Source organism: Mesorhizobium sp. M1423, from assembly GCF_040317575.1.
Taxonomy (GTDB): Bacteria; Pseudomonadota; Alphaproteobacteria; order Rhizobiales; family Rhizobiaceae; genus Mesorhizobium.
The window spans coordinates 80,736-99,677 of record NZ_JAMYKU010000003.1 but is presented as its reverse complement, the minus strand read 5'-3'; the positions used below and the strand labels follow the sequence as shown (position 1 = coordinate 99,677).

The 18,942-nt window shown below is 62.6% G+C and carries 18 protein-coding genes; 10 read left to right on the top strand and 8 right to left on the bottom strand.

The window, feature by feature from the left end:
• Positions 1-137: 137 nt before the first annotated feature.
• The 4 genes from NKG95_RS05305 (at position 138) to NKG95_RS05290 (ending at position 2,517) form a co-directional block, all read left to right on the top strand.
• Entirely contained in the window at positions 138-773 is a 636-nt protein-coding gene (locus NKG95_RS05305; RefSeq protein ID WP_353040126.1) for an ankyrin repeat domain-containing protein, read from the top strand.
• Positions 774-920: 147 nt separating this feature from the next.
• Positions 921-1,310, top strand: coding sequence for an ArsR/SmtB family transcription factor (locus NKG95_RS05300; RefSeq protein ID WP_353040125.1), 390 nt, complete (start codon positions 921-923; stop codon positions 1,308-1,310).
• Entirely contained in the window at positions 1,307-1,840 is a 534-nt protein-coding gene (locus tag NKG95_RS05295; RefSeq protein WP_352494420.1) for an SRPBCC family protein, read from the top strand. The genes NKG95_RS05300 and NKG95_RS05295 overlap by 4 nt, the downstream gene beginning before the upstream one ends.
• Before the next feature lie 101 nt (positions 1,841-1,941).
• Positions 1,942-2,517, top strand: a complete 576-nt coding sequence (locus NKG95_RS05290; RefSeq protein ID WP_352481678.1) for a dihydrofolate reductase family protein — start codon at positions 1,942-1,944, stop codon at positions 2,515-2,517.
• 109 nt (positions 2,518-2,626) lie between these two features.
• On the opposite strand, the gene NKG95_RS05285 is transcribed toward NKG95_RS05290, so the two are convergent.
• From NKG95_RS05285 to NKG95_RS05260, 6 genes are all read right to left on the bottom strand, one after another.
• Positions 2,627-3,427 (bottom strand): class I SAM-dependent methyltransferase, encoded by an 801-nt coding sequence (locus NKG95_RS05285; protein WP_353040124.1) that lies wholly within the window; start codon positions 3,425-3,427, stop codon positions 2,627-2,629.
• Positions 3,428-3,593: 166 nt separating this feature from the next.
• On the bottom strand, positions 3,594-4,499 hold the full coding sequence (locus NKG95_RS05280) for a DUF930 domain-containing protein (protein WP_353040123.1): 906 nt from the start codon (positions 4,497-4,499) through the stop codon (positions 3,594-3,596).
• Between the two features lie 205 nt (positions 4,500-4,704).
• The gene (locus tag NKG95_RS05275) at positions 4,705-5,454 is read right to left on the bottom strand and encodes a glucose 1-dehydrogenase (RefSeq protein ID WP_353040122.1); all 750 of its coding nucleotides are present in this window, start codon (positions 5,452-5,454) and stop codon (positions 4,705-4,707) included.
• Between the two features lie 47 nt (positions 5,455-5,501).
• Entirely contained in the window at positions 5,502-6,506 is a 1,005-nt protein-coding gene (locus NKG95_RS05270; RefSeq protein ID WP_353040121.1) for a sugar-binding protein, read from the bottom strand.
• Between the two features lie 53 nt (positions 6,507-6,559).
• On the bottom strand, positions 6,560-7,621 hold the full coding sequence (locus NKG95_RS05265; RefSeq protein WP_023677317.1) for an ABC transporter permease: 1,062 nt from the start codon (positions 7,619-7,621) through the stop codon (positions 6,560-6,562).
• A 55-nt stretch (positions 7,622-7,676) separates the two neighbouring features.
• On the bottom strand, positions 7,677-8,417 hold the full coding sequence (locus NKG95_RS05260) for an ATP-binding cassette domain-containing protein (RefSeq protein WP_254819718.1): 741 nt from the start codon (positions 8,415-8,417) through the stop codon (positions 7,677-7,679).
• A 462-nt stretch (positions 8,418-8,879) separates the two neighbouring features.
• Here NKG95_RS05260 and NKG95_RS05255 point away from each other — a divergent pair, with 462 nt between their 5' ends.
• The gene (locus tag NKG95_RS05255) at positions 8,880-10,298 is read left to right on the top strand and encodes a coiled-coil domain-containing protein (protein WP_353040120.1); all 1,419 of its coding nucleotides are present in this window, start codon (positions 8,880-8,882) and stop codon (positions 10,296-10,298) included.
• Between the two features lie 172 nt (positions 10,299-10,470).
• Positions 10,471-11,994, top strand: a complete 1,524-nt coding sequence (locus NKG95_RS05250) for a serine hydrolase (protein ID WP_502896280.1) — start codon at positions 10,471-10,473, stop codon at positions 11,992-11,994.
• Positions 11,995-12,025: 31 nt separating this feature from the next.
• Here NKG95_RS05250 and NKG95_RS05245 read toward each other — a convergent pair whose 3' ends face one another.
• Complete coding sequence (locus NKG95_RS05245; protein WP_023722353.1) at positions 12,026-12,961, bottom strand: hypothetical protein; 936 nt, start codon at positions 12,959-12,961, stop codon at positions 12,026-12,028.
• Positions 12,962-13,246: 285 nt separating this feature from the next.
• Between NKG95_RS05245 and NKG95_RS05240 the strand changes: the two genes are divergently transcribed.
• Entirely contained in the window at positions 13,247-13,687 is a 441-nt protein-coding gene (locus NKG95_RS05240; RefSeq protein ID WP_023677323.1) for a lipid-binding SYLF domain-containing protein, read from the top strand.
• Between the two features lie 18 nt (positions 13,688-13,705).
• Here NKG95_RS05240 and NKG95_RS05235 read toward each other — a convergent pair whose 3' ends face one another.
• Positions 13,706-14,338, bottom strand: coding sequence for a TetR/AcrR family transcriptional regulator (locus NKG95_RS05235; protein WP_023722352.1), 633 nt, complete (start codon positions 14,336-14,338; stop codon positions 13,706-13,708).
• 778 nt (positions 14,339-15,116) lie between these two features.
• On the opposite strand from NKG95_RS05235, the gene NKG95_RS05230 reads away from it, so the two are divergent.
• From NKG95_RS05230 to NKG95_RS05220, 3 genes are read left to right on the top strand one after another with little or no spacing between them, the layout of a single operon-like run.
• Positions 15,117-15,602 (top strand): (2Fe-2S)-binding protein, encoded by a 486-nt coding sequence (locus tag NKG95_RS05230; protein WP_502913919.1) that lies wholly within the window; start codon positions 15,117-15,119, stop codon positions 15,600-15,602.
• On the top strand, positions 15,599-16,582 hold the full coding sequence (locus NKG95_RS05225; RefSeq protein ID WP_353040119.1) for an FAD binding domain-containing protein: 984 nt from the start codon (positions 15,599-15,601) through the stop codon (positions 16,580-16,582). The genes NKG95_RS05230 and NKG95_RS05225 overlap by 4 nt, the downstream gene beginning before the upstream one ends.
• On the top strand, positions 16,579-18,900 hold the full coding sequence (locus NKG95_RS05220; protein ID WP_353040118.1) for a xanthine dehydrogenase family protein molybdopterin-binding subunit: 2,322 nt from the start codon (positions 16,579-16,581) through the stop codon (positions 18,898-18,900). The genes NKG95_RS05225 and NKG95_RS05220 overlap by 4 nt, the downstream gene beginning before the upstream one ends.
• Positions 18,901-18,942: the final 42 nt, after the last annotated feature.

Genomic DNA, 18,942 nt, shown 5'->3' with positions numbered 1-18,942 from the left:
ACGGACGTGAAGCGCTGATCCTCCGCTTCGGGCCGACAGCTCTCTGTGACCCACGGACTCCAGGGAACTCTACACAGGACGACCCCACTGTCGCGGATAATGTGGTATTCTATCGACTATCCGAGGAGGCGACTGCGTTGACCAACAGCTTGGAAGCCGAAGGGGCAAGAGACTGGTCGCCTCTGCTGGTCGCGGCAGAAAAAGGCGATGCGGAGGCGGTTCGATCGGAATTGGCGGCTGGCGCCGATATCAATCAGCCGGACGATGGCGGCTGGTCTGCACTTCACCTTTCAGCCCTCAATGACCGCACAGCTGTGGTGGAGGCGCTGATCGAAGACCCGGAAATCGACGTGAATTCCAGAAACAAGTGGAAGAGCACGCCCTTGAGCCTTGCGTCCGCCAAGGGACATTATGCGTGTATCTCAGCCCTGGTGAGACACCCCCAAATAGAGATCAACGCGCGAGCTGACTACTACGGCAGAACCGCTCTAATCGAGGCGGCGAAGAACGGGCATCTCGAAGTCGTCAGGTTGCTCGTGGAGAATGGCGCGGAAGTAAATCTGACCGACAAGACGGGGAGAAACAACGCGCTCATCGAGGCTATCAAGGGGCGGCACTACGAGATCGCGGAATACCTGCTGGATTCTGGGAAGGTGAGCTTTATCAACAAGGAGATGAGGCTGAACGCCCTGATCTGGGCTGGCAGCTGCCACAACCCTCAGCTTATCGAAAAGCTGGAAACCGCGATCCACACTTTCTTCGACGGCAAGTAAGAGCCTGCGCTCCACTGCTCCCGAGCGCGCGTCCGCATCCCCTGTCACCTCGACGTCCTCGGTGAGCGCAAACGGCCCGCAGCGCTTCACATAAATTATTCAACCAAACGGTTGACTATCTCAAAGCGCGCGTCTATATTCAACTAAATGGTTGAATTAGAGACACACCAGATGGACGCGGTCTTTCACGCCCTTGGCGACGCCACCCGCCGGCACATGCTTCGCGATCTCGCCGATGGCGAGAAAACGGTAAGCCAGCTGGCGGAACCCTTCGTGATGTCGCTCGCGGCCGCCTCCAAGCACATCAAGGCGCTGGAGAACGCAGGGCTTATTCATCGAGAGGTGAGGGGCCGCACGCATTTGTGCCGACTAGCCCCTGGACCGCTGGCCAGCGCCCATCAGTGGCTCAGCCTCTACGAGCGCTTCTGGACCGGTCGTCTCGATGTTCTCGAACGCCTTCTTCGCGAAGAGGACGCACGCAAAGCCCAGGATGAGCCCAGGAAATCGCCCAATCCGAAAGAAGGAGACGAGCAATGAACCAGATGAGAACCATCGGCGCCTATGGCGAGCTGACCGAGCCCGCCACGTTCACCATCCAGCGCCTTTTGCCCGGCCCCATCGAGCGCGTCTGGGCCTATCTCACCGAGAGTGACTTGCGACGGCAATGGATGGCCGCAGGCCAGATGGAAATGAAGGCCGGCAGCTCGTTCGAGTTCGTCTGGCGTAACGACGAGCTGACCGACCCGCCTGGCCAGCGCCCCGCGGGCTTCCCCGAAGAGCATCGGATGGAGGGCCGGATCACCGAACTCGATCCGCCGCGCAAGCTTTCCATCACCTGGGGAAATACCGGCGGCGTCTCCTTCCTGCTGGAGGCTAAGGGTAGCGATGTGCTGCTCACCGTCGTCCATCGGCGCCTGCCGGAACGTGCAATCCAGCTCAACATCACCGCCGGCTGGCACGTGCACCTCGACCTGCTGGCCGCCCGCCTGGCGGGTAAGACACCGACCTCGTTCTGGGACGGCTGGAGCCGCCTGCGGGACGAATACGACCGCCGCCTGCCGGCCTGATGTAACTCGCGGCGGCCATCCCTGAGGTCGCCGCCAGCCACACGAAGCAACGATGATCCGACGAAACGTGCTTGCATCCCGCAAGCCTGATGGAGGAAGTCATGCGTAAATTGATCACTGGAATGAAAATTTCCGTCGACGGCAAGATGGAGGGACCCGAGGGTTACGCTGATTGGGTCGATGCGTGGTCTGAGGAATACGGCCTGACGCCGCAAATCGATGCCTGCCTGCTTGGCGGCGTCATGTATGCTGGCTACGAGCGCTACTGGAGCGCCATCCAGAACGAGCCCGACAAGCCGCTGCCGATGACCGGCAAATTGCCGAAGCCGGCCGAGCTCGAATGGGCCCGCTTCGCCGCGCAGACGCCGCATTATGTGCTGTCGAACACAATGACTTCGGCGGCCTGGCCAAAGACGCGCTTCGTGCGGAATTTCGAGGATATCGCTGCGCTGAAACAGCAGCCCGGCAAGGACATCTACCTTATGGGCGGCGCCCGAATTACCGCGAGCCTTATCGATGCCGGGCTGGTGGATGAACTCAGGCTGATCGTCTATCCGCTGCTCGCCGGTGAAGGAAAGGCGCTGTTTGGAACGGCGAAGAATCGTCGTGGGCTCGAACTGCGCAAGGTTGAGCAGCTGTCGGACGGCCGCGTCGGGCTGGTCTATGGGATTGGCTAAAGCGCGTCGCGTTCGATCGGCCTCATGCGACGCGCTTTAGGTTCTTTGTTATGCATGTCGTTATCGCAAACCGCTACACACTTTTGCGCGACATGCATTAGTGCCAACGTCAGGCAACGACACCGCGGCAGGCCCAGGCGACATTGGCAAAGGACCTCGGGCCGTCGGGCCGGCCGGCCTCATAGGCGTCGCGCATGGCGGCGTCGGTGCGCGCCCGCTCTTCTGGATCGAGCGTGGCCACATACTTGCCGAGCGGCCCTTCGCCGGCGGCAATCGGCGCCCAGTAATCGTCGAAGTTTTGGTAGTCCATGCGGATCATCAGCTCGGTCTCCGTAACGTCGCGGAGACCCTGCTCGACAAAGGTCCGTTTCATTTCGCCCGGCTGCATCATCGGCTGCGTGCAATAGCGGGCGCGCAGCTGGCGTCCGCCTTCACTGAGCACTGCCACCGTGTCGATCATCATGCGCATTCCGGGCATGCCGCCGAGATGGTCCCATACGGTCGCCGCGACCACGCCGCCCGGCCGCACGACGCGTCGCATCTCAGCGACTGCCTTGCCGGTTTCGGGCACGAAATGGAGCACGAGCAGCGCCAGGGCACGGTCGAACGCGCCGTCCTCAAAGGGCAGAGCGCAGGCATCCGCCTGGCGGATTTTTATCCGCGGGTCGGTGTTGCGCCGGATTGCCTCCTCGACGAAAACGACCGAAAAGTCGATCGCAGCGACCTCGCGGAGGTCAGCGGCCTTGACGAGCGCGAAGGTCAGGCTGCCGGTGCCACAACCGACGTCGAGGATCTTTTCGCCGTCCTTAAGGCCCGCGAAGTCGATGAACAGCGGCGCGAGCCTTTGGCTCCAGCGACCTATGAGCTGCTCATAGCCGGCAGCATGGTGAACATTGAAACTTGAAGTCATCGAACCCTCCCTTAGCATAAGCTAAATCTCGACACAGCGATTGCCAAGGCGGGCGAGCATTCGTCCCACCGTGAGGCGGCCGCTGGCGAAAGCCACCTTACGGATGCCGGGGCGCGAAGACTTCGCCGGCATCGTGGATTTGATGCGGCCGGCGAGCCGACCTCGATCAGTCTGGGCCACCTATTTGGCGGGCAGTCCGCGGCGCTGGCACTGGATCTCCAACACGGAAGGCGAACGACACGACTTTCGTCGCATCAGGATCGACCTCGCAACGAAAGCTCAGGGCGTACCACTGCCCGCCGGCGCGGAACTCGGTCCTGGAGACTTGCATGATATTGCCGGCCTTCAACCTGAAGGGACGCAAGACGTCAGGAAAGTAGGGGGGCGAAGCATGGCGCAACTGTTCGCGCACTTCCCAGAAGCAGAGCTGACCGATCCGATCGGGGCGCGGCACATTTCTCATGGCGGTTGTCGCGATCGGATCACCGGTTGCTGTTTGCGAGAACAATCTTTTCGCTTCTTCAAGCTTCAGCGGCTTTTGCACCTTGGCCGCTCGCTTGGGCTTAGGCGACGCGGATGCGCCAGGCGGCGGAGCCGGGTCTTTGCCGTCTACCGCAGTCACGTCCGGCGGCTGCGCAAGATCCTGTTTATCGGGATCTTGCCGCGCCGCCGGTTGTTCCGAACCATCCTCCGCGCTGTTGCCGTCCAGAGACTTGCGAGGACCAGCGTCCTTCTCACCGAATTGGAAGACTGGCCTCTGAGGGCCGGCTTCAGGATGCGCCGGCGTCTCGATCTTTGCTTCCGGCGGCTTTTCGGGCTTGGGCGGTTTCGCAGGCGGCGGAGGTTTGGCTTTCGCCGATGGTTTGGGCGGCGGCACCAGATCCACCCCGATGGCCTGCTCCTTCTGCGGCTGCGGGGGCGACACCGGCAGTGCGGACAACAGAAGCGCCGCGGCGAGCAAATGCATGACCGCGGAGGCAGGCAAGGCCCACCTGAATACCTGGCGCTGATCCCGTATCTCGTCCGTCATCGTGACCGGTGTGTGGAATGAAATATTGGCGGCATCAAGCACCGATGCCGCCAGACGTCGAAATAACCCGTTGCGAATCGAAAGTCGGCGGCTGCAATACGGCGCGTCATCCAGTCGTGTGGCGTCGGCGTCCGCGCAGGGGACCGGGCCAGCAGCAGATGCAGCAACTCGTCATTTCAGGCGGCTAGCAGGTACGCCCTGCCGGCACAGTGTCGCCCGGTTGAAATTCCTGAAAGCAGTTTGCCGGTCACAGGGAAACCGATAGCCCGCCGTCAACGGTCAGCACGTGCCCGTTGACGTAAGCGGCAGCGTCGGAGGCGAGAAACACCACGGCTCCGCCGAGCTCCTCAGGCTGGGCCCAGCGGCCCGCCGGGGTTCGTGCCTCGACCCATTTGGTGAAGGCCTCGTCGCTCATAAGTGCGGTATTGAGCTCGGTGGCGAAATAGCCGGGGGCGATCGCGTTGACGGTGATGCCGTGACGGCCCAGTTCAGCGGCAGTGGAGCGTGTCAGGCCGTGCAGGCCCGCCTTTGCCGCCACATAGGCGTGAATTGTGGGACGGCCAAGGATCGCCGCGACCGATCCGATGTTTATTATGCGCCCGAACTTGTTTGGCAGCATCAGGCGCACCGCGTCGCGCATCATGCGGAAGCAAGCCGACAGATTGACGGCAACCACATGGTTGAAATCCTCGTCCTGCCATTCGACCAACGGTTTCCGATGCTGGATGCCGGCGTTGTTGACCAGAATATCGAGGCGGCCGTGGCGTTCGACGATTCCTTCGAGCGACGCCTTTGAGATCGCCGCGCCGGTGACATCGAACGGCAGGGCTTCTGCACCGATCCTTTCGGCCGCCGCGGAAAGGGCGGTCATGTCGCGGGCATTGACGATCACCGTCGCGCCGTTTTCCGCAAGTGCCTTGGCCATGGCAAAGCCAAGACCACGCGAGGCACCCGTGACCAATGCGACACGGCCCTTGAGCGAGAACAATTCCGGCATTGAGATTCCCTATGAAGAGGGCGGGAGTTTCCTCCCGCCCAAAAGTACTATTTGGCGACGCAGGTGTCCGCAGTCTCCGGAGTGCAGACATCGAGGCCTGTGTAGGTCGGGTCAGCCGGCGGAGCCTTGCCGTCCTTCATGTCCTTCAGCGCCATCATCGTCTTGTAGCCCATCTCGAACGGCCGCTGGCCGACCTGGCCAAGGGAGAAACCTTCCTTCATCTGGTCGATCTGTACCGGAAGCGTGTCGGCAACGACAAGGGCCAGGGCCTTCGAGGCGATCTTGTCCTTGTACGGTGCGACCGCGGCGCGGTTGGCATCAGGGATGAACTGCGGGAAGCCACCGGTTGGGACGAATGCGTCGAGGTTCGGGTTTTTCGCCATGATATCCTCGAACTGTTGCACCGAAAGCGGGAAATCATCGTTGGTGTAGAGCGGGCAGCCTTCGATTTCGGTCCAGCCGTTCTGGCCCGTCAGCCGATCCCCCGGCGAGGCTGCCGATTTGGTGCCCGAAAGCGTATCGCGAATGCCTTGCATGCGCTCGTTGTGGTTGGCCGCCGCCGCGCCGCCCGACTGGATGCAGATCGTGCCGCCTTTTGGCTTGATCTGCATGACAAGCTTGGCAAGGTTCTCGCCGATCTCGTAATTGTGCGTGCCGATATAGGCGACGCGCAGATCCTTGTTTTCGGGCAGGAGATCGGAGTCCCAGGTGAGGACCGGGATGCCGGCCTCCTTGGCGGCCTGCAGCGCAACCGCCATCGCCGCGGCGTTCGATGGCGACACGGCGATGCCGTCCACCTTCTTGGCCACGAGATCCTGCACGATCTGCACCTGCTCGTCGCCGCCGCCATGTTCGCCGGGACCGATATACATGCACTCCACGGCGCCATTGGATTCGGCCTCGGCTTTCTTGCAGCCGTCGCGTGCCTGGTCGAAGAAAGGATTGTTCATGTTCTTCGGCACCAGGGCGAAGGTGTATTTCGCCTGGGCGCCGGAAACGGCGAGCACCATTGCGCCAAGCGCGACGGCGGCCGTCAGCAGATGTTTTTTCATGTGACGTTCTCCTCCTTGGTGTGATGTCCCGCAAGCCTCCCGCCGGCGGGTTTCTAGCGGCGTTTTTTGGGCATCAAGACTGCCAGCGACGCGGCGAGAATCGATTTGCCGCCGGTTTGCATGCCCAAGAGAACCGCAAGAACGATGAAGGCGCCGACGAAGGCACCTTGCCAGTTTGAATCGATGCCGGCCATCAGCAGCGCATTCCTGATCACCTCGAGGAAGGCCGAACCGATGATAGCACCGAAGGCCGTGCCGGCGCCGCCCATGAGGCTGGCGCCGCCAATGACCGTCGCGGCGATAACGCGCAGCTCATAGCCCTGGCCCATGGCATTGATGGCCGAGCCATTATAGCCGAGGAGCAGGAGCGAGGCGAGCGCGGCGGTGAAAGCCGAGAAGACATAGGCCTGGAATTTAATCCAGTTGACCGGAACGCCGGTGAGCCGTGCCGCCTCCTCATTGCCGCCGATGGCGAAGAGATGCCGGGCCCAGGCTGTGAAGTTGAATACGAAGCCGACAATCAGGGCCAAGATCACCATGGTCCAGAATTGTGACGACAGTTCTGGTATCCAATGCGGTGCCCAGTCGTTCGGACCATGCCGCGGCCATTTCCACTGACCGATCGCCTTCACGATCGGAGCATCGGGCCCGAACTGGTAGAGCATCTGGTTGGCCGAGAATACGACCGCCAGCGAGCGTGCGACGGACAGCATGCCGAGGGTGACCACAAAGGACGGCATCCCGACATAGGCGACAAAGAATCCGTTGACCGCGCCACAGGCCAGACCGGAGAAAAGGCCCATGGCGAAGGCAACGTACCAGGGATAATGCCAGGTGAGGAACAGGCCGGCGACGATGACCACGAGACCCATGACGGAGCCGACCGACAGGTCGATACCGCCGGTGATGATGACGATCGTCATGCCGAGCGCCATGATACCGAAAGGTGCGAAGTTGCGCGTTACATTGGCGACGTTTTCAGAGGTGCCGAAGCTCGGCTCCATCGCAGTCATCAGCATGACGAGCGCGATGAGCGCGATCGTCACCCAGAAGGGCTGACTTGAAATCACACGTTGGAGAACTGTTTTTTCCTTGGTCGGGACGAAGTCCGACATGGCCGGCCTGCCATGTTCTTCGACTGAGCCCTGAACGCCAACTGACTCCTGAACACTATTCGCCACGGATGGCCCCCGTTATCAGTCCAGTGATTTCCTCGGGCGATGTTTTGTCGGCTGGCTTGTCGGCAACTTTCGAGCCCCGCCTGAGGACGATAATACGATCTGCCACGGCGAACACGTCAGGCATTCGGTGACTGATCAGCATGACGCCGACTCCTTGTGCTTTGAGGCGCCGGATCAGTTCGAGTACTTCCGCCACCTGGCGCACTGAGATGGCGGCCGTTGGTTCGTCCATCAGCACCAGCTTGGCATTTGAAAGCCGGGTCCGCGCAATGGCGACCGCCTGGCGCTGCCCACCCGACATCTTCCTGACGAGGTCGCGCGGCCGGGTTTCCGATTTGAGTTCCTTGAACAGTGCTGCCGAGCGATCGATCATCGCCTGCTTGTCAAGAATCCTGATCGGCCAGAACCCTTTCTTGATCTCGCGCCCCAGAAAGACGTTCTGCGCGGCCGTCAGATTATCGGCGAGCGCCAGGTCTTGATAAACGACTTCGATCCCCTTGGCGCGGGCCTGCACGGGCTGGTGGAAGTGGCACACCTCGCCTTCGACTACAATTTCGCCGTCGCTCGGAGGAAAATTCCCGGCCACGGTCTTGACTATCGTCGACTTGCCGGCGCCGTTATCCCCCATCAGACCTACGACCTCGCCTCGTTCCACCTGGAAGCTGACGTCGGTCAGGGCCTGGATGGCCCCGAAATTCTTGGAGACGTGGCGAACCTCAAGCACCGGCATCGCGGTCCTCCCGGGACAACATTTGTCTGTCTTGTCCCTGGTCTATGCACAGCAGCTAATCAGCGAAACGTATTCAACACAATCATTTATTAGGTCCGGCATTTATCAGGTCAGGCCTCCCGACAGTGACACGCGTCGTCTTAGACCGCGACCTTGTAGCTGCTGCAGAACAGCGAGGCGCTCGGCCGGTCCTTAAGACAATCACCAGGCGATCCTCAGGCTTGCGCCGCTTCATATCCGTTTCAGGTGAAATGAGTGGGCATTTTGCGAGCGGTGCCAACGCCTCGGGTATGGAGCGCGGCAGAACACGTCATTCAAACACACGAGGACAGTGGCCAAGCCTGTCCCTAGCGTGCGTCGGCCAGAGCGCATGTCAGGAGATGAACCCGCATCCGGGGGAGGCGAGGATCAAGTGTTGAAAGTCCGCTCCTTACCGGCGCTGCACGAGAGGGATATCCGGTCATGAATTTCAAAGGTTTGATCAAGCGTGCCGAGACTGTGGAGAAAGCGTTCAAGGAGCTCGAAACCGATTTGGCGGATGCGTTCAGCGAATGTCTCAACGTGGACGATCAGTCGCCGTTGAACGACCTCACCGTGTCGGACGAGAATCTCGCAGCAACGGATGACAGCTCGCAGATCGAGGACAATGCGGACGCTTTCGAGACCGCGCGACGGCTGACGCCCCATACGCAAACCCGGCTCGCTGCCTTAAGTGCGGTCGATGGGCTCTTTCACGACGCGCAGGAGTATCTTGGGGAGATCCATGCGAAACTGTCGGAGATCGCGACCTCGCATCATCTGACAGGCGAATTCCTGAAACTCCTCCACGGCGACATTCTTCGCGCCAACGAATTGGAGCTGGCAAATACCAGCTTGACCGCGCAACAAAGAGCACTATCCGAACAGCTCCACGATGCAACCAGAAAGCAGCGCGAGCGCGACAGCGCTATAGAGGCGCTGCAGCAGCATGAGGCGAGCCTGGTCGAGGACAAGGAAGCACTTCGCGGCGCGCTGGCTGCAGCAAGGCTGGAACTCGTCGTGGCAGGCAATGCGAGCGCAAAACGCGAGGCCGAGTTCGGCGAGCTTGTCAAAACGCTCTCGGCCAGAGCGGTCGAGGCCAACAGACGCTCGCGCGAGAACGAGATGCTGCGGGAGAAACATGTCAGCCTGTCGATCGACCTCGACAAGGCGCTGAAACGGGAGGCCGAGGCCCGGCACAGGCTGGACGAACTCTCGACTGTCCACGCCAATGACGCCGCACAGGTTTCGGAACTGCTGGCCGCGCTTGGCAAGAGCGAGAAAGAGGAAATGCGGCTGCAGAAATCGCTCGACATGGCGCAGGCCAAGCTGTCGGAAATGACGGAAGCGGCCCGCATCAGGGACGGGGACAGGGAAGCCGAACTTGCACGCGGTGTCGCGGAGATGACCGGCTTGCGTTCTGAGATCGAGGATCTCCGATCGCGACTGGAAGCCGCCTCGAACCACAACAGCGAAGCCGTCAGCGAGATCGCCAGGCTCAAGGCTCAAGCGAGCGACGCGGTGGCCGAAAAGCAAATCGCCGAGGAAAAATTGTCTGCTCTCATGAAGGAGAGCGAAAGCGACAAGATGAACCTTTCCGCGGTCAGCGCGAATTTTTCGCAGCTTTCCCTGCAGCAGGCATCCGAACAGATACAGTTCGACGTCCAGCGGCAGGAATGCGAGGATCTGCGTGCCGAAGTCGCGTCGCTTCAAGCCCGGGTCAAGGAACTGTTGCCCTATGAGCGGCTCCACAAGGTCACCAACGCCAGACCGCGTGAAGACGGCGTGGTCGAGATCACCGCTGCGGTGGCGGAGAAGGCCCGCGCCAGCAGGCGGCGCCTTCGCCTGCGCGCGGCATCCTAGCTCAGGCGCGGCTGTCTGAATTTCGACTGGTGCGAAACCGACATCCGTCAATGGATGGCGGGTCGAGCGTGAGGCTGGCCTTCCCTGCGTCGGCCTGCAATAGTGCACGCCGGTGAAGCGGAGGGGGCTGAGCATGCGGCTATTCATAAAGCGGAACCACCTCCGTTGGAGGATGTTGGCCTTCATCGCTATCATGGTGCTTTTGCCGAAAGCGGCGTCGGCCGATACCATCCCACCCGACAGGATCGCCGCGGCCCTTGCGAAGCTCGAATTACTCGCCGAAGGCGTCGTCGCGGATGGTAGCGTGCCCGGTCTGGCCATCGGCGTCGTGCATGGCGACGAGGTGATCTTCCTCAAGGGGTTCGGGCATCGCGAGACCGGCAAGCCGGAGGCCGTCGACGCCGATACGGTCTTCCAGATCGCCTCGCTCTCCAAACCGGTCTCAGCCACCGTCGTGGCGGCGCTGGTCAGCGACGGGATTGCTTCGTGGGATTCGAAGATCGCCGACCTCGATCCGGCTTTCCGGCTCGCCGAGCCCTATCCGACCAGCGAACTCACGGTCCGCGACCTGTTTGCGCACCGCAGCGGGCTTCCCGGCACGGCGGGCGACGACCTCGAGGACATTGGCTATGACCGCGGGGAGATCCTGCGCCGCCTGCGGTTCGTGTCGCCGTCGTCGAGCTTTCGTGCCGGCTATTCCTACAGTAATTTCGGACTGACCGAGGGTGCCGTCGCCGCCGCGAAGCCGACGGGCAAGCCCTGGGAAGAGGTCGCCGAAGAGAAGCTCTATCGTCCGCTTGGAATGGCCTCGACCAGTTCGCGTCATTCGGACTTCATCAAGCACGCCAACCGCGCCGAACTCCACGCCAAGATCGATGGCGCCTGGGCCGCGAAGGTCCAGCGCTATCCGGATGCGCAGGCGCCAGCAGGCGGCGTCAGTTCCACCGCACGCGATCTCTCTCAATGGATGCGCCTTGTGCTCGGCAACGGGGCCTACGCCGGCAAGAGACTCATTGCCGCCGATGCGCTGGACCAGACACATATTCCCTTGATGGTTCGCGGCAAGAACCCCGTCTCCGGAGGCGAGGCCTTCTACGGCCTCGGCTGGAATGTCGAATTCGGCCGGCACGGGCTGGTCTGGGGTCATGCGGGCGCCTTCAGCACCGGCGCACGCAGTCTGGTGATGCTCTTCCCCGAGGAGAAGCTTGGCATCGTCGTCATCGCCAACGCCTTTCCGACAGGCGTGCCGGAGGGACTGTCCGACAGCTTCGCCGATCTCGTCTTCGACGGAACGCTGGGGAAAGATAAGGTAAAGGCATGGAATGATATCTATGCAGGCATGTTCGGGCCGGTGATTGCGGCGGCCAAGGCCACCTATGCCGTGCCGCCCTCTCCGGCAAGTCCGGCCGGGCCAGCCAGTGCCTATGCCGGCCGTTACTTCAACGACTTCATCGGCGATGCTATTGTGTCGGGCGAAGGAGAGGCTCTTGTCCTCAAGGTCGGGCCCGCCGGTGCGCGGTCCTATCCACTGAAGCATTTCGACCGCGACCTCTTCGTGACCTTCCCCGATGCCGAGATGCCGGACAGGCCCTCGGCCGTCAGCTTTGTCATCGACCCCGACGGCAAGGCGTCGGCCGTGACCATCGAGTTTCTCAACGACAATCATCTCGGCACGCTGCAGCGCGAGGGTGATTAGCCGTCGCGGGGGCGGGCGAGCCTTTGCCGGTTCAGGATGCCGGGCCGAACTGGAGCAATTTGAAGCAATCGCCGCTGCCCGGCGTCGCTTGCGTCAGGAAGGGTTTCGACCGGTCGATCCATTCTTGGTGCGACCTGGCATCGGCTTCGATCTCATTGGCCGGTGCAAGCTTGACGAAACCGCGCCCCTTGCTGAACAGCCAGCATGCGCGGCCGAGAAACCGCCTGCTGCGCTGGCGCAGGAGGTCGGCATCATAAAAAATGTCGAGCACCTCCTGCTTGATCTTCCGCTCCTTTTCGGGATTGGCGATCGCAACCTCGATCGCCTCGCCGCCGATCGCATCCTGCAGGTCCTTGTAATCCAGGGCGATCTGAGTGGTGGCATATTTGATGTCGCTCTCGTCCCGGACGATGTTGAACCATAGCGTTGGGTTGAGCTCGTTGACGACGAACGATGCTTCGAAATCGCGTGATAAATTCAGGGTATCGAACCCCTGAACATCGACGTCGCGTTCGACCAGAAGGATCTGCGAAACCTGCTTGGCGAGCGCCGTCCCGTGGGCGCTGACCGCGGCATTGTTGCCGCCGAGTTCCGGACTGACATAGGCGCCGCCATCATCCAGCAGCGCATCGAATTCGCCAAGGGCCTCCACGACGGCGCCGCCGCGGGCAATACGCGCCGCCAGTTTGGCGAGAACCTGCTGGAGCTCCGTTTCGCGTTTACGCTGGTCCTGATAGTTCTGCTGGAAAAAGAAGATGAACAGGGACACGCCAATGCCGATCAGGATCACACCCAGCTGCGAAAAGATGTTGCGATAATATTCCAGCAGCTTTTCACGATGGCGTACGTCGTCACGCACACTGTGCGCCACACGGAGATTGACGATCAGCGAAACGACCAGGAGTCCGGCACCGACCAGGATCAGGCCGCCGATCAGCAGGTAGCCGTAGCCAGAGTTCAAATCCATTCTTTGCCGCGCTCCCGAAACCCCAGACAGCGCAGACTAATACCGTTCGGCTTCAACACCTACGTTTTCATAGGAGCGCCGGCGAAGGATTCCCACCATTCGGCCGCTGTTCTTACAGCCAGGTCTATGCTCGCCGTCCGCCTCGTTTCGTAGCGGTCTTCTCGCAGCCGAATTCAGGCCGCGTGCTTGGAACCAATGACGGGCGAGACTGTTCAGCTATGACTTTGATACGACGCCGATGTGCCCGGCCGGCTGGGCATGCGGCGATCTTGAGGAGTTCTCATCATGAAGATTTCGTCCAGATTTCGTTCAGTCGCGGTTGCCGTCATCGCCGCCGCGGCAGTTAGCTTTGCCAGCGTCGCGCATGCCGACAGCGGTACGATCCGCTTCGCCATCTACAAGGCGGCCTTTTTCATCGGCGGCTCCGGAGGCGAGGGCACACTGACCTTCCATGGTCGCCGATATCCCATCTCGGTCGGCGGCATCTCGGGCGGCCTCGCCTTCGGCGCCTCCAAGACCTATTTCAAAGGTACCGTGCGCCACATACGCCGCGCCCGGGATGTGACGGGGGTGTACGGTGCAGCGGGCGGTGGCGGCGCGCTTGGCAAAGGAGCCCAGGTGATCGTCATGACCAATGACAAGGGTGCCCAACTCGAACTCACAGGCAGGCAGGTAGGTCTGCAAGTCAACGCCGATCTCAGCGGTATGAGCATCTCGCTGAAATAAGGACAGTCATTGCATTCGTCATTCCCTGGATGGGCCGGATTTGGCCGCTCCAAACCGCAGCCCATCCATCAGCAGCGACACCAATCGGCGCGAGCGGTCGCGCCAGTCCTTGGTGTCCGGGGCCGAATAGATGCCGCCCAGCGCATGCAGCACGTCGGAGGCATCGACGTCGCTGCGGATCGAGCCGTTGGCGACCGCGGCATCGATCAGCCGCCGCAAAGCCAGCGTCACCCTGCCCGAAACGTCGGAGAACAGGGTGGAGTTGGTTGTGAGCAGGATGCGCAGGCTTGTCGACAGCCCGCGCTTGGTGGCGATGTAGTCGACGAAGCGCTGCATCCATTGTTCGAGCGCGACGTCGGGCACATGATCGTGGGCGAGTTCGTCGGCCGCCTGGCACAGTCCTTCCACTTCGCGCCGATAAACCACCTCGACCAGATGCTCGCGCGTTGGGAAATGCCGGTAGAGCGTGCCGATGCCGACGCCGGCCTGACGCGCAATCTCCTCCAGCGAGGCATCGACGCCATGCGCGGCAAAGGCTTTCGCCGCGACCTCGACCAGTGCGTCGCGGTTGCGCTGCGCGTCGGCGCGCAGCGGTTTTGCAGCGGCGGCTTCGGCCTTGTCTCCAGATATGACGGGCGGCTCTGCGGCCAATTTTTTCTCCAGTGTTGATCCGAATAGGGCAGGCCCGTTTCAACAACGGAGACGCCTCCAACTTCGTTACGCCTCCGACAAATATAATCGCAAGTAAATACAATCACAGGATCGAGTCTGGGCCGGCGTTCCGCATCTTGCCTGTCCCGGTGGATGACGACGGAGGATATTTCCTGGCGCGGCCGGCACTCCTCATCTGTTCGGCCGATGCCCTGAGGCAAAAATGAGCCGACATTGAGCACGATCCCCTCAGGATCATTGGACTGTCCTGCCCCTAGAGACAGTCCAGAGAGCACCACCGGCTTGGGCCGGTGGTGCTTTTTTACCACCCTCCTTCGGCGCCCCAATGGTCCGCTCGTTGCTCTGTTTCGAGTGTTGCGGCTGAATCCGAGCGATTGTCGGCGCGCGAGCGGTTGCCGCGGCGGCTTCAGGCTTGGCATGACGGCTGCTGCCCTGCCAATTTTTTCAATTTCGATCGATTTCGATCCGGGGCTTGAACAGGGCAGAGCAGGTCCCTACGTAGTAAACGGAGGCGCCTCCGATTTGTGGAGCGCCTTTATCATGTAATCACGGGATCGGGTATGTCACGTCTTTCGACCTCGCAAGCTGCAGCCTTCCCAGAGGTCGCGCCAAGTCGAACCGAGCCCTTCCGCCCTGCCGGGCATCTGCCCCGCAAGGGGGAGATTAGCCTTCACCTAGCCATAAGCTGACCTTGCCGCTCGCCGGCCGGGCACCAGATCATCCCCTCCCGCGTCAAGCAACTGGAGCCAGACGCCCCATGACAAGCATAACCCGAACTCCAATCCAACTTCAAATCAATGGACATCGACGTGAACTGGAGGTCGAGCCGCGCGTTACGCTGCTCGACGTCTTGCGCGACCATCTGAGCCTGACCGGGACCAAGAAGGGATGTGACCAGGGCCAGTGTGGCGCCTGCACGGTCCATATCGACGGCCAGCGCGTGCTGGCCTGCCTGACGCTTGCCACTCAGGCTGAAGGCAGGGACATCACCACCATCGAAGGGCTTGCCGGGGAGGATGGCACGCTGCATGCGGTGCAGGCCGCCTTCCTCGAACAGGACGCCTTCCAGTGCGGCTATTGCACGCCGGGCCAGATCATGTCGGCGGTCGCCTGCATTCGCGAGGGCCATGCCGGTTCCGACGAGGAGATCCGCGAATACATGGCCGGCAATCTCTGCCGCTGCGGCGCCTATCCGCATATCGTCGCCGCCGTGCGCCAGGCGGCAATGGAGGCCGCATCATGAGGGACTTTTCGTATCTCCGCGCCGGCTCCGTCGATGCAGCCCGCCAGGCAGCGGCGCTACCGGGCGCCATGCTTTTGGCCGGCGGCACGACGCTTGTCGATCTCGCCAAATGCGGCGTTGCCGAACCCGAGACCGTGGTCGACATCACCCATCTCAGGGGACTGGATACGATTGCCGTCGATGACCGGGGCGCCACGATCGGCGCGCTGGCCAGGATGAGCCAAGTCGCCGACCACGCCGATATCAACAGCCGGTTCCCCGCCGTCTCGGAAGCATTGTGGCAGGCCGCATCGGCGCAGTTGCGCAACATGGCGACGATCGGCGGCAATTTGATGCAGCGTACGCGCTGCCCCTATTTCCGCGATCCGGCGAATTTCCCCGCTTGCAACAAGCGCTCGCCCGGCAGCGGCTGCTCGGCGATCGGCGGCGTCACCCGTGGTCATGCCGTGCTCGGCACCAGCGAAGCCTGCATCGCCACCTATCCCGGCGACCTGGCGGTTGCGCTCGTCGCCTTCGACGCGATCGTCCATCTCGGCGACCGTCAGGTCGCCGTCGATGATTTTTTCCTGCCGCCGGGCAGCACGCCCGAACGGGAACATGCGATCGAACCCGGCGAGATGATCACCGCGATCGGCATTCCCGCTTCGGCCGCCGCCCGCCGCTCGACCTATCTCAAGGTCCGCGACCGCCAGTCCTATGAATTCGCCGCGGCAAGTGCCGCGGTCGGTATCGAGTTCGAGGCCGACGGAAGGACGATCCGCGATCTGCGCGTCGCGCTTGGCGGCGTCGCCACCAAGCCATGGCGCGCCCGCGCCGTCGAAGAGGCGCTGAAAGGCAAGGTGCTCAAGCCGGAGGTCGTCAGGCAAGCCAGCCTGCTCGCCGTCGAGGGCGCCGTCGACCATGGCGCCAACCACTACAAGATCGAACTGGCGCCGCGCGTCGTCGCCCGCGCCATCCTCAAAATGGGAGAAACGGCATGACCGTTCACGAGTTGAGAACAAGACCTGGCGATGCCAAACGCGGCGACGCTTCGGACGGCGCCGTCCTCGCGGATCAGGTCGGCGGCCGGCTGTCGCGCGTCGACGGACCGGCCAAGATCACCGGTGCCGCCAAATACGCCGTCGAGCAGCAGCTCGAGGGGCTCACCTATGCGGTGCTGGTCGAGAGTACCATTGCCGCCGGCCGGGTGCAGTCGATCGACACGGCAGCGGCCGAAGCCGCGCCGGGCGTGCTGCTGGTGCTGACGCCCGACAATTTCCTGCCGCTGAGAACCGCCACGGACTGGCTGGGCACGCCGCCGCCGGCTGTTGCCTATTGCCCGCTGGCGCGCAGCATCACCTTCAGCGGCCAGCATATCGCGGCGGTGGTGGCCGAGAGCTTCGAACAGGCGGTCGCAGCCGCGGCGCTGGTCAAGATCGCCTATGACGAGGCGCCGGCGATCGTCGACCTCAGCGATCCGAAAGCCGGCGACGGCATTGCGGTCGATGCGATGACCAAGGAGTGGGGTGAGGCGGAGACCGCGTTCGCCTCGGCTCCGGTCAGGATCTGCAACGCCTACAACACGCCGCGCGAATACCAGGCGCCGATGGAGCCGCATGGCCTGATCGCAAAGTGGCAGGACGACCAACTCACGGTCTGGGAGCCCAGCCAATGGCTCGACGGCATGGCGCGGACCTATGCCGAATGGTTTGGCGTGCCGTTCGAGAATGTGCGCCTGGTTTCGCCCTATATTGGCGGCGGCTTCGGCTCCAAGGCGTTCGCCTACGGCTACGGCGCGGTGGCGGCGGTGGCCGCGAAAATGCTGGGACGGCCGGTGAAGCTGGCGGTCAGCAGGCCGCAGACCTTCACCGCCTATGGCGGACGGGCGGCGACGCGCCAGACCGTGGCGCTCGGCGCCAACGCAGAGGGTCAGATCCAGTCGATCGTGCATCGCGGCGTCAACGAGACCTCGGTCGACGGCATGTGGGTCGAGCCGCTCGGCTCGGTCACCTCGGTCATGTACGCGACGCCGAATTTCTCGTCGCGGCAGAACGTCGTGCGGGTCAACACGGTGGTGCCGGGGGCCTTGCGCGCGCCGGGCGAGAACCCGAGCGCCTTCGGCATCGAAAGCGCGATCGACGAGCTCGCCTATGAGGTCGGTATCGACCCGCTGGAAATCCGTCTCAGGAACTATGCCGAGCAGGATCCGCATGCGAAGAAGCCGTGGTCGACGCGGCAGCTGCGCGAGGCGTTCGCGGCCGGCGCGGCAGCCTTTGGCTGGTCGAAGCGCAGCCCCCGGCCGCGCTCGATGCGCGACGGCAACCAGCTGATCGGCTGGGGTGTCGCCGCCGGGACCTACCCGGTGCGGCGCGCCTATGGCGAGGCGGTCGTGCGCATTCTCGCCGACGGCTCGGTCGAGGTCGAAAGCTCGTCGATCGATATGGGGCAGGGCACCTACACGATCCTGGCGCAGACGGCCGCCGAAGTGCTGGGCGTGCCGGCGGAAAACGTCGTCGTCAAGCTGGGTGACTCCCGCTATGCCCGCGCCGGCGTCACCGGCGGCTCGCGGCTGGCCGGGGTGATGACGGGCGCCGTGCACAAGGCGGCGAGTGCCGCGCTCGACCAGCTGGTCGGGCTCGCCATCAGCGATCCAAATTCGCCTTTCCATGCGCTGCAGGCCAACACGCTTGTCGTCGTCAATGGCCGCATTTCGTCGCCGCGCGGCGACGGCCCCGAAGTTGCCATCGCCGAACTGCTCAGCAGCGTCGGGCGCCAGCATATCGAGGCCAAGGGCGACACGATGCCGGCCAATTCGACGGTCGAGGACCGCTACAAGAACTACACCACCATAGCCATGGCGCTGCCGCACACCGAGGGCGACTATTCCCGCCACAGCTGGTGCGCGCATTTCATCGAAGTGCGCGTCGACGAGGACTTTGGCACGGTTCGTGTGTCGCGCGTGGTATCGGCGCTGGATTCGGGCCGGCTCTATAACCCCAAGCTCGCCGAAAGCCAGTGGAAGGGCGGCATCATCATGGGCATCGGCCAGGCGCTGCTCGAGGAAGGCATCGTCGACCGCCGCCACGGCCGCATCGTCAACAACAACCTCGCCGACTATCTCATCGCCACCAATGCCGACATTCCCGACATCGAGGTGATCTCGGTCGGTATTCCCGACCCGCATTCCTCGGTGCTTGGCGGCAAGGGGGTCGGCGAGCTAGGCATCGTCGGCGTGGCGCCGGCGATCGCCAACGCGGTATTCCACGCCACCGGGAAACGGGTGCGGGATCTGCCGATCACGCTGGAGAAGTTGATTTAGGCGGACGCGGTGGAACTGCCAATCTCCCCCCTCGTGGGGGAG